The 14,899-nt window shown below is 72.4% G+C and carries 11 protein-coding genes; 5 read left to right on the top strand and 6 right to left on the bottom strand.

Features of this window, described 5'->3' with window-relative positions:
• Positions 1-240 precede the first annotated feature (240 nt).
• Positions 241-432: a DUF397 domain-containing protein gene (locus ACZ52C_RS17555; protein WP_045556149.1), complete on the top strand. Its 192-nt coding sequence runs from the start codon at positions 241-243 to the stop codon at positions 430-432.
• Positions 433-563: 131 nt separating this feature from the next.
• Here ACZ52C_RS17555 and ACZ52C_RS17560 read toward each other — a convergent pair whose 3' ends face one another.
• Entirely contained in the window at positions 564-1,403 is an 840-nt protein-coding gene (locus ACZ52C_RS17560) for a hypothetical protein (RefSeq protein WP_469075760.1), read from the bottom strand.
• Between the two features lie 116 nt (positions 1,404-1,519).
• Here ACZ52C_RS17560 and ACZ52C_RS17565 point away from each other — a divergent pair, with 116 nt between their 5' ends.
• Positions 1,520-2,308 carry an SDR family oxidoreductase gene (locus ACZ52C_RS17565; RefSeq protein ID WP_469075551.1) on the top strand — a complete coding sequence of 263 codons (789 nt, stop codon included), beginning with the start codon at positions 1,520-1,522 and terminating at the stop codon, positions 2,306-2,308.
• A gap of 208 nt (positions 2,309-2,516) precedes the next feature.
• The gene (locus ACZ52C_RS17570; protein ID WP_469075552.1) at positions 2,517-4,094 is read left to right on the top strand and encodes a sodium:solute symporter family protein; all 1,578 of its coding nucleotides are present in this window, start codon (positions 2,517-2,519) and stop codon (positions 4,092-4,094) included.
• Between the two features lie 225 nt (positions 4,095-4,319).
• On the opposite strand, the gene cpt is transcribed toward ACZ52C_RS17570, so the two are convergent.
• The 3 genes from cpt to ACZ52C_RS17585 form a co-directional block, all read right to left on the bottom strand.
• The gene (cpt, locus tag ACZ52C_RS17575) at positions 4,320-4,883 is read right to left on the bottom strand and encodes a chloramphenicol phosphotransferase CPT (protein ID WP_469075553.1); all 564 of its coding nucleotides are present in this window, start codon (positions 4,881-4,883) and stop codon (positions 4,320-4,322) included.
• 4 nt (positions 4,884-4,887) lie between these two features.
• Positions 4,888-5,376, bottom strand: a complete 489-nt coding sequence (locus ACZ52C_RS17580) for a GNAT family N-acetyltransferase (protein WP_469075554.1) — start codon at positions 5,374-5,376, stop codon at positions 4,888-4,890.
• A 113-nt stretch (positions 5,377-5,489) separates the two neighbouring features.
• On the bottom strand, positions 5,490-6,605 hold the full coding sequence (locus ACZ52C_RS17585; protein ID WP_469075555.1) for an ADP-ribosylglycohydrolase family protein: 1,116 nt from the start codon (positions 6,603-6,605) through the stop codon (positions 5,490-5,492).
• A 232-nt stretch (positions 6,606-6,837) separates the two neighbouring features.
• Here ACZ52C_RS17585 and ACZ52C_RS17590 point away from each other — a divergent pair, with 232 nt between their 5' ends.
• Positions 6,838-8,286, top strand: a complete 1,449-nt coding sequence (locus tag ACZ52C_RS17590) for an FG-GAP-like repeat-containing protein (protein ID WP_469075556.1) — start codon at positions 6,838-6,840, stop codon at positions 8,284-8,286.
• Positions 8,287-8,349: 63 nt separating this feature from the next.
• Here the strand turns inward: ACZ52C_RS17590 and ACZ52C_RS17595 are convergent, their stop codons facing one another.
• Positions 8,350-11,328 (bottom strand): tetratricopeptide repeat protein, encoded by a 2,979-nt coding sequence (locus ACZ52C_RS17595; RefSeq protein WP_469075557.1) that lies wholly within the window; start codon positions 11,326-11,328, stop codon positions 8,350-8,352.
• 119 nt (positions 11,329-11,447) lie between these two features.
• Between ACZ52C_RS17595 and ACZ52C_RS17600 the strand changes: the two genes are divergently transcribed.
• Positions 11,448-11,969 (top strand): DUF2165 domain-containing protein, encoded by a 522-nt coding sequence (locus ACZ52C_RS17600; RefSeq protein ID WP_469075558.1) that lies wholly within the window; start codon positions 11,448-11,450, stop codon positions 11,967-11,969.
• A 164-nt stretch (positions 11,970-12,133) separates the two neighbouring features.
• Here the strand turns inward: ACZ52C_RS17600 and ACZ52C_RS17605 are convergent, their stop codons facing one another.
• Complete coding sequence (locus ACZ52C_RS17605; RefSeq protein ID WP_469075559.1) at positions 12,134-14,746, bottom strand: bifunctional FO biosynthesis protein CofGH; 2,613 nt, start codon at positions 14,744-14,746, stop codon at positions 12,134-12,136.
• Positions 14,747-14,899: the final 153 nt, after the last annotated feature.

Consider the following 14,899-nt stretch of genomic DNA (forward strand, 5'->3'; position numbering starts at 1 on the left):
CCCTGGGAAGCTTCTGAACGAGGAAGCGCCGAAAGATACACCCTCCACACGGCCCAATGGAAGACCATATTGGAATATGCCACCCGCACGAGTGAATAGTCGCTTCGTCTGCCGATGCTGACGAGTAGCGTCGATCACGCCAGGAGATCAGCAGTCTTGGCGCAAACCGAACCGCGGGCTCCGTAGGGAACCCGCGGCGCGGCGACAGCAACTCAGCGACGAACCAGCACCGGAGCAGAAATGGCAATTCAGCAAGGCGCCACGGACAGGTGGGTCAAGTCCTCCTACTCCCAGGGAAACGGCGCGTGCGTCGAGATCAAGTCCCCCGTCCTGTCGGCCATGGCGGTCCGGGACTCCAAGGTCACCGACGGTCCCACCCTGGCGTTCCCCGCCGACGCGTGGAACACCTTCGTCTCCTCGGTCAAGGCCTGACGTACGGTTCCGGCCCTCGATCGAGCGCCTGAACGACAACTGCACAAGCACCACCGAAAGAGCCCTCTCGACCGGCCCGCCGTCCTGGCCGAGGGGGCTCGGCCTTTGACCGGACGCGGCCGAGGGTTCGCCTAACGCAGCCGGTCCACGTACCGGTCCGTGCCCGGCACGGTGGGGACGAACGGGGCCAGCAACTCCAGCCTCCCCAGTCCGCCTTCGGTGACCGCCTCCCCGAGTCCGCCGAAGGTCGCCTCCCAGCAGTCGCGCGGGTCGGCCTCCAGGAACCAGAGGAGGGTGAGGCGGGTGTCGACGCCCTCGACCTGCTTCACATACGACATCCGGTCGAGGGGCAGCGGAGTGGGCCGGAAGACCGTGACCATCGCGGCCGGTGAACCGGCGAGCCGCTTCGGCAGCTGGCGAGCCCGCAGCCACTCCAGCAACTCCGCCCGCTCGCCCGGCCCTTCGGCGTCGACGACCTGGAGCACGAGGCCCGCGTACGGGTGGTCGAGGGCGTGGACGTCACGCGGCCCGGCGGCGCCGTCGCGGTAGACGGTCGCCTCGTGGTCCTGGAACGCGGTGAAGACATGCGTACGGTCCTGGTAGACACGGGCGTCGCGATTGAGCCGCTTGTTGATGGCGACGGTCCAGCGCATGTGGTCGTCGTAGCGGCCGTCGGTGATCCAGTACGTGGAGAGGTAGCAGCCGGCGGTGACCGGCTGGGCGATCGCCGACTTCTCGGGGACGCGCAGGAGTTGGAGGTCGCGGGTGGCGACCCAGCGGCGTCCGGCGAACATCCAGGGCATGGCCATCGCACCCGCGTAGTAGTGGTCGTCCTCGTACCAGCGGTTGTACGCGTACTCGTGGCCCGGGTGCGGCTCGACCATCGTGATCAGGGCGTGGCCGGGGCGGACGCCGTAGGGGCCGACGGCGGCCAGTTCGGCGTACGTGGCACTGCGGGTGTCCTCGCTCATGCGCTCGCGTCCAGTCATGTGCTTCCCCTCGCTCATGTGCTTCCCCTTCCGTCCGTCTGCGGTCGCCCATACTCTGACGCTCCGTCAGATAATGCGCCAGGGCCGGGAGGTCTTCGATGTCACTGCTCGCGGGAAGGACCGTCGTCGTCTCGGGAGTCGGTCCCGGACTGGGCCGGCGGGTCGCCGCGGCGGTCGTCCGGGACGGCGGGAACGCCGTGTTGGGGGCGCGTACGGAGGCGAATCTCGCCAAGGCCGCGGCGGATGTGGACCCGGACGGCGCGCACACGGCGTACCGGGCGACCGACATCACCGACGAGGCGCAGTGCGCGGCGCTCGCGGCGCTGGCGCGGGAGCGGTTCGGGGGTGTGCACGCGGTGGTGCACGTCGCGGCCTGGGACAGCTATTTCGGGGGCCTGGAGGACGCCGACTTCACCACCTGGCAGGCGGTCCTCGACGTGAACCTGCTGGGCACCCTGCGGATGACCCGGGCCTGTCTGCCCGGCCTGAAGGCGGCGGGCGGCGGCTCGGTCGTCATCATCGGCACGCAGTCGTCGGTGGCCGCGCCCTCGCAGGTGCGGCAGGCCGCGTACGCGGCGTCCAAGGGTGCGCTGACCAGTGCGATGTACTCGCTGGCCCGGGAGCTGGGGCCGTACCGGATCCGGGTCAACACCGTGCTGCCGGGCTGGATGTGGGGGCCGCCCGTCGAGGCGTACGTCCGGTTCACGGCGCACGCCGAGGGGGTGCCGGAGGCGGAGGTGCTGGGCCGGCTGACCGAGCGGATGGTGCTGCCGGAGCCGGCCACGGACGGGGACGTGGCGGACGCTGCGGTCTTCCTGGCGTCCGACCGCGCACGGGCGATCACGGGCCAGTCGCTGCTCGTCAACGCGGGTGAACTGATGCGCTGATCGACCCGTCGGCCGGCAGGCCCCCGGCCGTGACGCGGGTGATCCTTTTCGGCCATCCAGGGTTCATATACGTAAACCCAAGTCATCGCTCGGAACTTCTTTGCCTGCTCTTGACCTTCCACTTCCTTGCCGTGGGCATGCCACCGAACCCAGAGTTCACATGCCTGACCCAAGTCTGAACCTGGCGGCGGACCCTGGAAGGGGGCCCATGAATAGTCTCGACTGGGCCGTGCTCATCGGCTACTTCGGTGTGATGGTCGCGATCGGCGTCTGGTCGCACAAGCGCGTGGACAACGTCAGCGACTTCTTCACCGCCGGCGGCAAAATGCCCTGGTGGCTCTCCGGCATCTCGCACCACATGTCGGGCTACAGCGCCGTCATGTTCACCGGCTACGCCGGCATCGCCTACACCTACGGCGTCACCTCCTTCGTGACCTGGTCGTTCCCGATCGCCCTCGGCATCGCCATCGGCTCCAAGCTGTTCGCGCCGCGTATCAACCGGCTGCGCTCACGGCTGCATGTAGCCTCCCCGCTCGAGTACCTGAAGAACCGTTACAACCTGCGCACCCAGCAGGCGTTAGCCTGGTCCGGCATGCTGCTGAAGATCGTGGACGTCGGCGCCAAGTGGGCCGCGATCGCGACCCTGCTGTCGGTCTTCACGGGCGTGTCCCTGAACCAGGGCATCCTGATCACCGGCGCGATCACCGCCGTCTACTGCACGATCGGCGGTCTCTGGGCCGACGCGCTCACCGAGTTGGGGCAGTTCGTCATCCAACTGCTCGCGGGTATCGCCATGTTCGTCGCCGTGGTGAGCAAACTGGGGGACTACGGCGGCTTCTTCGGCGTATGGGACCACCCGAAGCTCGACGGGCACGCCGAGCCGCTGGTGGGCCCCTACGGCACGGTCTTCCTACTCGCCTTCCTGTTCATCAAGCTGTTCGAGTACAACGGCGGCATGCTCAACCAGGCCCAGCGCTACATGGCCACGGCGACCCCGCACGAGGCCGAGCGTTCCGCCCGGCTGTCGGCCGCGCTGTGGCTGGTCTGGCCGCTGGTGCTGTTCTTCCCGATGTGGATGTCGCCGCTGCTGGTGACGTCGGAGAAGGGCGACGGCTCCGACTCGTACGCCCTGATGACCGAACAGCTGCTGCCGCACGGGCTGTTGGGCCTCGTCATCGTCGGCTTCTTCTCCCACACGATGGCCATGTGCTCCTCCGACGCCAACGCCATCGCGGCCGTCTTCACTCGGGACTGCGCGCCGGTGATCTGGCGCCGGGCGCGGAGCTGGAGCGAGGGGCAGGGGCTGCGGGTCGCCCGGATCACGACGGTCGTCTTCCTCGGTCTGTCCATGGCGGCGGCGACCCAGGTCAACTCGCCCGCCTTCAAGGACATCATCACCGTCGTGATCAAGTGGGTGGCCGGGCTGATGGGTCCGATGGCCATCCCGATGATGCTCGGCCTGCTGCGGCCGTTCCGCCGGTCCGGTCCGACGGCGGCGCTCACCAGCTGGGCGTGCGGGCTGTTCGCCTTCTGGCTGGTGAACTACCCGATCCACTGGAACGTCGACGGCGGCGTGCCGCTGCAGTTCCAGGTGTCCATCCCGCTGGCCGTCTCGCTGGTCCTGTACATCGTCATCGGCTTCATCAAGCCGGAGGACACGCCCGAGCGGCTCGCGATCATCGAGACGATCAACTCGGACGGCGACGGCGACGGCCGGGGCGGAGCCGCGGCCGTGGCTCCGGTGCCGGCCCAGGGGAAGGACGCGTCGAGCCCCAGCGGGGTCTGAGGCGTCGCACGGCCCCTGAGGGCCGACGCGGAAGTGGTGAGGGCCGTTCCCGGGGGTCGGGGGCGGCCCTCGCGGCTGTGTGCGGCGCGGCGCCTTGGGAGCGGGGAGCGCCGGGTTCCGTTGTGTTTTCGGGTACGGGTGCGTCGTGGCTGGGCGCGCAGTTCCCCGCGCCCCTTCGGGGTGGGCCGGGGATCGGGAGTGCGGGCTCGGGGGTGCGGGGGCGGGTCAGCGGAGGTGGGTGGCGATCGTGCGGGCGCAGGTGAGGGACTCGGTGTGGGTGGTGTCGACTTCGAGGTCGTAGTGGACGCCCCGGTGGACGAGGTCCGCCTGGGCTGCGGCCATGCCCCGGACGCGGTCGCCGCGGGCGATCTCGCGGGCGGCGGCCACGTCGGGGGCGCAGCGGACGCCGACCCACAGGACGTCCCAGGGGGCGCCGGAGCCGTCGGAGCCGTCCTGGTCGTCGAGGATGTTCTGCCAGCGCCGCTGGGAGGCGGCTCCGCCGAGGAAGATGTCGTCGATGACGATGTGGGCGCCCGCGCGGGCCATGGCCACGACGCCTCGGGCCCAGGCCTGTTCCAGGGTGCGGAAGTCCGCTCCGACGGCGACCTCGCCGTCGGCGGAGATCTCGATGCCGCCGTCCGACGTCTGCATCCTCGCCGGCATGGCGTCGATGAGGGAGTCGGCGCCGAAGGCGAGCCACTGGTCCGGCAGTTCGGCCTGGAGGCACCTCACGATGCCGGACTTGCCGGAGCTGGAACCGCCGTTGAGGATGATCATCCGGGTGGTCATCGGGTCACGGTAGAGCGGCTCGGCCGCGGTGCGAAACCTGTTTCCGTGCGGGTGGCGTGGGTGTGCGGAGCATGAACACGTCCACCGGGTCCTCGGTTTCCAGGTGGAAGCCGTGGCGTTCGTAGAGGCGTCTGGCGGGGCTGCCCTGGAGGACGTTCAGACGGACCGTCACGCCGTCGTGGTCGCAGCGGGTGAGGAGGGCACGGAGGACGGCCGTGCCGATGCCGGTGCCCTGGAGGTGGGGGGCGAGGTAGAAGTGCTCCAGCCAGTGGGCGTCGGCGGCCGGGCGGAGGGCCACGCAGCCGGCGAAGGTGTCGGCGACCTCGATGATCCAGGTGTGGGTCGGGTCGAAGGCGTCGCGGAAGCGCCGGCGGACGCGGTGGGGGTCGTAGCGGCCGAGGCGTTCGAGGTCGGGCCGCATGACGACGGCGCGCAGGTCGGCGATGGGGGTGGTGTCCGCCGGCGATGCGGGGCGTATGTTCCAGTCAGCCATGATCCGTTGTTTTGTCGGGTGCGGGTGCGGGTGCGTGGTGGCTGGGCGCGCAGTTCCTCGCGCCCCTTTGGGCTGGGCCAGGGGCTTGGGAGTGCGGGCTTGGGGGTGTTGGGTCAGGCTCGGGGGTAGCGGGTCAGCCAGCCTGGGACTGCTCCTGTGGGGGCGTGGAGGGCCGGGCCCTGGGTCATTTCCAGGGCGAAGTCGTCGGCGAGGACGAGGATCGTCGGGCGGCCCTCCAGTTCGGCGAGCCAGGCGGGCGGCAGGGCCGTCTCGCCGTGGAGGGCGCCGAGAAGGCCGCCCGTCAGGGCACCCGCGGCCCCCGAAGGGCCCCCGTGGTTGACCGCGAGGCACAGGCCCTGGCGTATGTCCTCGCCGACCAGGGCGCAGTACACGGCGACGGCCAGTACCCCGGCGGCCGCGCCGTCACCGGCCAGTTGCTCGACGACGGCCGGGGACGGCGGGCCCTGGCGGACTGCGGCGAGGGCCTGTTGGAGCGCCTCGGCGACGGGCTGGTGTCCGGGGCGGGCGGCCAGCAGGACCAGGGTCTTCTGGACGGCGGCGTCCAGGCTCTCCCCCCGCGCGAGGGCGTGCACGATGACGGCGTACGAGCCGGCGGCCAGGTACGCCACGGGGTGGCCGTGGGTCTGGGCCGCGCACTCGACGGCCAGCTGGAAGACCAACTGGGGCTCCCAGCCGACGAGAAGCCCGAAGGGCGCGGAGCGGGCGGCCGCCTCACCACCGGACGCGCCGGGGTTCTTGGGGGCGTCGAGCGTGCCCATGGTTCCGTCGCCGAAGCCGAGGAGGCAGATCACCGAGGGGTCGCGGCGCGCGTAGAGCCACTCCTCGCGCGCGAGCCAGCCGTCGTCCTTGCGGCGTTCGTCGGGCCCCCAGTCCCGCTGGGTCGCCGCCCAGCGCAGATACGCCCGGTGCAGATCGGTCGGCGGGTGCCAGACGCCGGTGTCCCGGCGCACCTGGGCGCGGATCAGGCCGTCGACGGTGAACAGGGTGAGCTGTGTGAGGTCGGTGATCGCGCCCCGTCGGCCGTACGCGGAGGCCAGGTCGGTCAGCCACTCCGGGCCGTACGCCTCGCCGATCTGCGCCAGGGTGAGCTGGTCGACCGGCGCGCCCAGCGCGTCGCCCATGGCCGCGCCCAGCAGCGTTCCGCGCACCCGGCTGCGGAAGTCCTGCTGCTCGGCACGCCCCCAGACGGCACCGGCTGTCGCACCCACCCCGGCCTCCTCACGGCCCCTGCCCGACCCGTACGTCAGTACGTCAGTACATCCGTACGCCCGTACGGCTCGACAGTCCAGCACTGTAATGGAACGGGAATGGTCGCCCCGGGGCTCCGGACGGGCGTCGAACGTCTTGTGCGCCACAACCGTTGATCGACTTCAGGCGTCAAACGGACGGATGTGAACAGCCGCCGTAACCGGGCCCAATTCCCGGAGAACTGGAGAATCCGTGCCCCTCAGCAGCAGAACTCACCGCAGCCGTCGTGGCAGCATTCGGAGCGGCCTTCGGGGCGGTGCGGCCGCGGCCGTCGTCGCCGCCGTGTTGCCGGCCGTTCCGCTGATCGCCGCCACGCCCGCCGCGGCGGTGCCGAAGGCGCCGATCAGTGACTTCAACGGCGACGGCTTCGCCGACCTGGTGATCGACGCGCCCTACGCGAGCGTCGCGGGCGCCGAGAGCGCCGGTCACGTCTCGGTCGTGTACGGCTCCGCCGCGGGCGCCGACACCGCCCACCCCCAGGTGCTCTCGCGCACCACCGCATGGCTCCCGGACGCCACGAAGGCGGGCACCTTCTTCGGCAACACCACGGCCGCGCGCGACCTCGACGGCGACGGCTACACCGATCTCGCGGTGGGCGGCTTCAACGAGGCCGACGTGATCCTGTGGGGTTCGGCGAAGGGCCTGACCTCGGCGACCGCCTTCCCCGGCCGGGTCTACCGGGCCGTCGACGGCGACTTCAACGGCGACGGCAAGGGCGACCTCGTCACCACCGGCCAGGGCGGCCTGCGGATCCAGCTCGGCCCCTTCACCCGGGACGGCGTCCCCGCCTCCGTCTCCACCATCGAGATCGACGAGCACGACGAGATCTGGGAGATCACCGTCGGCGACATGAACGGCGACGGCAAGGACGACCTGATCACCACCGGCGGCTTCGAGGAGAAGGCGTACCAGGCCCAGTGGCGCCCGGGCACCGCGACCGGGGTGAGCCAGACCGCCAGATCCACCGGCTACTTCACGCTCGGCGGCGTCGTCGCCGACGTGAACCTGGACGGCTACGGCGACTACGTCTCCCGCGAGGTCGGCCACATCGCCGAGGTGATGACGGACGAGGCCGGCAACGTCCGCGTCGTCTACGGCTCGGCGAAGGGCCCCTCCACCCGTACGACGAGGATCACCCAGGACACCAAGGGCGTCCCGGGTGTCGGGGAGAGCGACGCGGACCACTTCGACCAGTACGGCGGCGACCAGTTCGGTTACTCCGTTGCGGCCGGTGACGTGACCGGCGACGGCTACCCCGACATCGCGGTCGGCGTCCCCGGCGAGGACATCGGCTCCGTCGTGGACGCCGGGTCGGTCGTCCTGCTGAAGGGCGGGGCCTCGGGTCTCACCGGCACCGGCGCCCAGGCCTTCGACCAGTCCGACCCCGGGGTCCCCGGCGCCTCCGAGACCGGCGACACCTTCGGCGCGGCCGTCTCGCTCCTCGACGTCAACGCCAACGCCCGCGCCGACCTCGCCGTCGGCGCGCCCGGGGAGGACGGCGCCCTCCGGGACTCCGGCGCGGCCTGGCTCTTCCGCGGCTCGAAGAACGGCCTGGTCACCTCCCACATCACCTCCTTCGGCCCGGCCACGTTCAAGGCACCGGAGAAGGGGGCCCGGTTCGGGCTGGGGTTCGCGCGGTAGGGCGCCCGCGCGGGGCGGGTGGCGGGGCCCCGGCCCCTCCCTCCCCCTCCCCTTCCCCGCGCCTCACTGTGACGGTCGGCCCGGTGTCGTACGGGCCGTCGTCGCCGCCGCTCCCGCGGCCCGGGTGTGCAGGTCCGCGATCGACGCGTCGCCGGGGCGCAGCTCCCGGGCCCGCCCCGCGTCGGCCGACGCCCGCTCCGCGTCGCCGAGTTCGAGGTGGAGGGCCGCACGGTGGCGCAGGGCCCAGGGGTAGTCGGGGAAGAGGGCCAGGGCGGTGTCGAGGTCGGTGAGGGCCGCGTCGTGGCGGCCGAGCTTGGCGCGGGAGACGCCCCGGCCGGCGTACGCGGAGGCGTACACCGGGTTGAGCGCGATGGCGCGGTCGTAGTCGGCCAGGGCCTCCTCGTCGCGGTCGACGCCGCGCAGGGCGTCCGCCCGTTCGCAGCGCGGCAGGGGGGCCTCCGGATCGAGGGCCACGGCGTGGTGCAGGTCGGCCAGCTGCCGCTCGTGCTCGCCCCGGGAGCGTCGTACGCGCGCCCGGCGCATCAGGGCCCACACATACGCCCCGTCCAGCTCCAGGGCGCGGTCCAGGTCCGCGAGGGCCTCGTCGAGGCGGCCCTGCGCGTGCCGGGCGGCTCCCCGCGAGGCCCAGGTGGAGCGGCGTACGGGGTCCAGGGCCACCGCCCGGTCGAGGTCGGCGACCGCCGCGTCGAGGTCGCCGAGGAGGCGGTGGTAGTCGCCCCGCAGGACGAGGGTGGTCACGTCGTCGGGGGCGAGCGCGTCGGCGCGGTCGAGGTCGGCCACGGCCCCGGCGTAGTCCCCGGTGTGCGCCCGGGCGACCGCCCTGCCCTGCCACGCCGTGGCCGAGTCGGGGTCGAGGGCGAGCGCCCGGTCGTACTCGGTCACCGCCCGCTCGTGCGCCCCCTCCCGGTGCAGCGCCCGGCCCCGCAGGGCCCGCGCCCGCGCCTCCCGACGTGCGTCGAGACCGGCCCGGAGCAGCAGGGCTCCCAGCGCGTCGTGGACGCCGCCGCGCTCCAGCGCGCCCAGCAGCTCGCGCCCCCAGCGTTCGGTGTCCTCGTCGGCGGCGTCCTGGCCCGCCTGTGTGAGGGCCTCGGCCCACCGCCGGGCCACCGCCTCCCCCTCCCCGCACGCGTCGACGACCGCGCGCAGCACCCCGGCGAGCGCCCCGCGCTCCCCCGCGCACAGCCGGTGGTACGCCTCGGCGAGCCGCAGCTCGCGCCACCGCTCACCACCCCACCACTCCCGCTCGCGCGACCGGCTGTCCGGCGACCTCCCGTCCCGCGACTCCGTGTCCGGCGGGCCGGCCTGCGTCTCCCCGGGAGCCTCGATCTCCGTCTCCCCGGCGGTCTCGATCTCCGCCCGCCATCCGGCGAAGGCGTCCGCCAGCCGCCGGTGCCGCTCGCTCCAGAGCCGGGGGGAGCGCAGCCGCTGCAACCGGACCATCGGTGCCCGTACGACGTCGTGGAACACCACCCGGTCCCCGCGATCGGTGACGAAGGGGAGGGCACGCAGCCAGGTGAACAGCGCGTCGGGGGCGTGGGCGACGTGACCGGCGTCGACGTGGCCGGCCGCCCCTGCGCCGGGGGCGTGCCGGTCGCCCGCATTCGCGCCGGGGGCGCGAGCGTCGCCCGCGTCCGCGCCGGGGCGGCGCCCGCCGTTCGCCGCCGTGCCGGTGGCGCAGCCGTCATCCGGACGGCCGCCGTCATCCGGACCGCCGTCACCATCCGGACGGCCGCCGTCATCCGGACCGCCGCCGTCGGCGGAACCGGCGCCCCCGCCCGGACCGGCGCGGCCGCCCGTCTCGGTGGCCGCACCCGCGACGGCCGCCCGGAAGACGTCCGTGTCCAGCCAGCGGGGCAGCGCGCAGGTCAGCGCGGCGGCCCGGCGTACCGGGTCCGTCTCCCACTTCAGGAAGCGCTCCACGGCCATGGCGCTGGTGTCGCCCGTGTCGGCGAGGTCGTCGAGGTCGGCGGGTCGGGCCTCGGCGAGGGTGGAGACCAGGACGGGCAACCCACCGGTGAGCCGCAGGACTTCGTCGACGACGGGCTCGGCGAGGACGCCCTTGGCGGCGAGGAGGCCGCGTGACTCGGTCTCCGTGAAGGGCCGCAGGGGCAGGTCGAGGACGAAGTCGGTGAGGCCGCCCCAGCGGGCGGCGTCGAGGGGGTGCCGGCCCGCCGTGACGAGGACGACGTTGCCGGGGAGGGGGCCGTAGCGGTCGCCGGAGACGAGATCGTGGAGCCACGGGTCGAGGAAGGCGCCGGTCCGTTCGTAGGTGTCGAAGAGGAGGACGAGCCAGGGCACTTCGGAGGCGACCGCGCCCAGCTCCTCCAACAACGCAGGTGTGAGGACGAGTTCGGGGGCGAGCAGCAGCTCGGCGTCCTCGTGGCCGCGCGCCCGCGCACCGAGGCCTCCGCGCAACCGGGCGGCCTGGCGGACGAGTTCGGCCGGGTCGACGGCGCCCGCGAAGGGGCCGACCACGGGGACGAGGCCGAGTGCGACGAGCGTGGCCCGGGCGGCGGCCAGGCTCGCGGCGGACGGCTCGGCGGCGCCGGTGGCCCCTGACCGCCGCCCCGCGCCGGCCGGCGCGCCGGGCCCCGCCTCCCCCGCCGCATCCGGGTCCGCGTCCGGCTCCGCGAAGGCCACCGCGGCCAGTTCCGCCTCGTACCGCCGCTCCCGGTGCGCGGCCAGCAGCCGTTCCAGGTCCTTGCACCGGTGTCCCTGCCGGGCGAAGCGGTCCGCGACGACGGCCAGGGCCTCCGGGACGCTGCCGACGCCGTCGTCGAGGTACGCGGTGAGGGCGCCGCGCTCCTGGGCGATCTGCTCCAACTCCCTTGCCAGGAAGGTCTTTCCGATGCCCGCGTTGCCGTGTACGTGGAAGAGGAAGCGACGTCGCTCGTCCTCGATGGGCAGATCGAAGTTGGCTCGAAACGCCGCCCGTTCGCTGCCGCGGCCGACGAAGCCCTGTCGGGTGCGCCGCCGGATCAGCTCCTGCATCGTGGGAATCTGCGGCTGCGCGCGACCCATGCGAACTCCTCCGGCCTTCCTCGGTTCTCCACGGTTTTCCGCCAGCGACGGGTCTCATTGTGATCCAACGCGCCGAAAAACACCTGGGGATGATCCATGCTCACGCACATAGTTGGACCATGGCTGAATCCCAGACCCCCCGCGGCTCACTTCTTCCCCTCGCCTCCACGTTGCTCGTCGGCACGGTCGCCCTCTACATGGCGCTCGTCGCGTTCAGCAACATCACCGACTTCGGCACGAACCAGCAGTTCGTCCGCCATGTCTTCGCCATGGACACCACGTTCAAGGACGAGGACCTGATGTGGCGGGCCATCGAGTCGAAGGGCGTCCAGGACGCGGCGTACGTCCTCATCATCGTCTGGGAGACCGTCGCGGCGCTGCTGCTCATCGCCGCCACCTGGTTCTGGGCCCGGGCCCTCGGCCACCGCACCTTCCACACGGCCCGCCGCTACAGCACCCTGGGCCTGCTCATGGTCCTCCTCCTCTTCGGCGCCGGCTTCATGGCCATCGGCGGCGAATGGTTCGTCATGTGGCAGTCCAGCGACTGGAACGGCCTCGACGCCGCCCTCCGCGTGTTCCTGCTGAGCGGAGTGGTACTGCTGGTGACCCATCTGCCGGCGAACGAGACCAGGACCGGCTGAGCCCCCACGACCGACTGAGCCCCCACGACCGGCCGACAGACCGACAGACCGATCGGCCGACCGGCCGACAGACCTCCCGCACCGGCCGCCCCGCTGCCGGCGGTCATCGGGCCGCCGGCAGTTCGGGGGTTCCTGTTGCCCCCCTCCGGTCTCCCGCAGGTGGGTCAGTCCAGTACCGGCAGCAGGTCCGGCAGGTGGCCGTCGGAGGCTCGGGCCGCCTGTTGGCGTTCCTGCGGGACCTCGCCGTACAGGGTCGTGCGAGGCCTCGCGGGGCGGCCCGCCGCGTCGGCGACCGCGATCAGGTCCTTGACCGACTTGTAGGAGCCGTAGGAGGAGCCCGCCATGCGGGAGATGGTCTCCTCCATCAGGGTGCCGCCCAGGTCGTTGGCGCCCGAGCGGAGCATCTCGGCCGCACCCTCCGTGCCGAGTTTGACCCAGCTGGTCTGGATGTTGGGGATCCAGGGGTGGAGGAGGAGGCGGGCCATGGCGGTGACGGCGCGGTTGTCGCGCATCGTCGGGCCGGGGCGGGAGATGCCCGCCAGGTACACGGGCGCGTTGGTGTGGATGAACGGCAGGGTCACGAACTCGGTGAAGCCGCCGGTCCGTTGCTGGATGCCGGCCAGCGTGCGCAGGTGGCCGAGCCAGTGGCGGGGCTGGTCGACATGGCCGTACATCATCGTCGAGGAGGAGCGGATGCCCAGCTCGTGGGCGGTCGTCACCACCTCGATCCAGGTCGCCGTCGGCAGCTTGCCCTTGGTCAGGACCCAGCGGACCTCGTCGTCCAGGATCTCCGCCGCCGTACCGGGGATGGAGTCCAGGCCCGCTTCCTTCGCGGCCGTCAGCCACTCGCGGATCGACATCCCGGTGCGGGTCGCGCCGTTCACCACCTCCATCGGGGAGAAGGCGTGCACATGCATGCCGGGGACGCGGGACTTCACGGCCTTCGCGATGTCGAAGTACGCGGTGCCCGGCAGGTCGGGGTGGATGCCGCCCTGCATGCAGACCTCGACCGCGCCGAGGTCCCAGGCCTGCTGGGCGCGGTCGGCGACCTGGTCGAGGGAGAGCGTGTACGCGTCGGCGTCCGTGCGGCGCTGCGCGAAGGCGCAGAAGCGGCAGCCGGTGTAGCAGACGTTGGTGAAGTTGATGTTCCGGGTGACGATGTAGGTGACGTCGTCGCCGACCGCCGACCTGCGGACGTCGTCCGCGATCCGGGTGAGCGCGTCCAGCGCCGGGCCGTCCGCGTGCAGCAGGGCGAGCGCCTCGGCGTCCGTCAGCTTCGTCGGGTCGTCGGCCGCCGTCGCCAGCGCCGACCGTACGTCGGTGTCGATGCGCTCGGGCACCATGCCCGGCGCCGCCGCCTCGCGCAGGGCGCCCCAGTCGCCGTAGACGGAGTCGAAGTCCTCGCGGCGGTCGCCGGTACGGCCCTCGGTGTCGACGGCGGTGTGCAGGTCCGTGCGGCCGGTGGCGACGAAGACCTCCTCGGGCTCCTGCCACGGGTGCCCTTCGACGACCGCGTCCGGCAGGGCGAGGCCGGTCTCCGGGTCGGCCAGGGCCCGTACGTGGGGCAGGAGACGCGGGTCCAGCCACGGCTCGCCGCGCGAGACGAACTCCGGGTACACGCACAGGCGTTCGCGCAGCTCGAAGCCGGCGGCGCGGGAGCGTTCGGTGAGTTCCTCGATCTGCGGCCAGGGGCGCTCGGGGTTCACATGGTCGATGGTGAGGGGGGAGACCCCGCCCCAGTCGTCGATCCCGGCGCCGATCAGCCGCTCGTACTCGCTGTCGACGAGGTTCGGCGGGGCCTGGATGCAGCCGGCCGGGCCCATGAGGTGCCGGGCGACGGCCACCGTGGCGACCAGCTCGTCCAGTTCCGCGTCCGGCATGCCGCGCATCGCGGTGTCCGGCTTGGCGCGGAAGTTCTGGATGATCAGTTCCTGGATGCCGTGGTAGGCCCGGGAGACCTTGCGGAGGGCGAAGAGGGACTCCGCGCGTTCCTCGTACGTCTCGCCGATGCCGATGAGGACACCGGAGGTGAAGGGGACCGAGGAGCGGCCCGCGTCCTCCAGCACCCGCAGCCGGACCGCCGGTTCCTTGTCCGGGGAGCCGTGATGGGGGCCGCCCGGCTCGGACCACAGGCGGGTCGCGGTCGTCTCCAGCATCATGCCCATGGAGGGCGCCACCGGCTTGAGCCGCTGGAAGTCCGTCCAGCTCATGACGCCGGGGTTGAGGTGCGGGAGGAGGCCCGTCTCCTCCAGGATGCGGATGGAGATGGCGCGGACGTACGCGATCGTGTCGTCGTAGCCGTGCGCGTCGAGCCACTCGCGCGCCTCCGGCCAGCGGTCCTCCGGCTTGTCGCCGAGCGTGATCAGCGCTTCCTTGCAGCCGAGCGCGGCCCCCTTGCGGGCCACGTCCAGCACCTCGTCCGGCGACATGAACATCCCGTGGCCGGCGCGGCGCAGCTTGCCCGGGACGGTGACGAACGTGCAGTAGTGGCACTTGTCCCGGCAGAGCCGGGTGAGCGGGATGAAGACGCTCTTCGAGTACGTGATCACACCGGGCCGCCCGGCCTCCGCGAGCCCCGCGTCCCGCACCCGCGCCGCCGACGCGGCGAGGTCCTCCAGGTCCGCGCCGCGCGCCTGGAGCAGCACCGCCGCCTCGCTCACGTCGAGCGCCACGCCGTCACGGGCGCGTTTGAGTGCGCGCCGCATGGAGTTCTCGGTGGGGCCGGTGGGGCCCTGGGGGCCGGTGGGTCCGTTTCCCGAGGTCGCGGAAGTCGTCATCCGTCGAGCATACGAGCGACTTGGCTCCGCCGGTGGGGTGGGCGCCTCCTAACCCGGGGATGCGGGTTTCGTGGGCGGGTGCGGGGGCGTGGGGGTTCTCGCGCAGTTCCCCGCGCCCCTGAGAAGCCCAGGCCCACGGGCATGAAAGGCGAG

This window comes from Streptomyces sp. NPDC034049 (genome assembly GCF_055575575.1).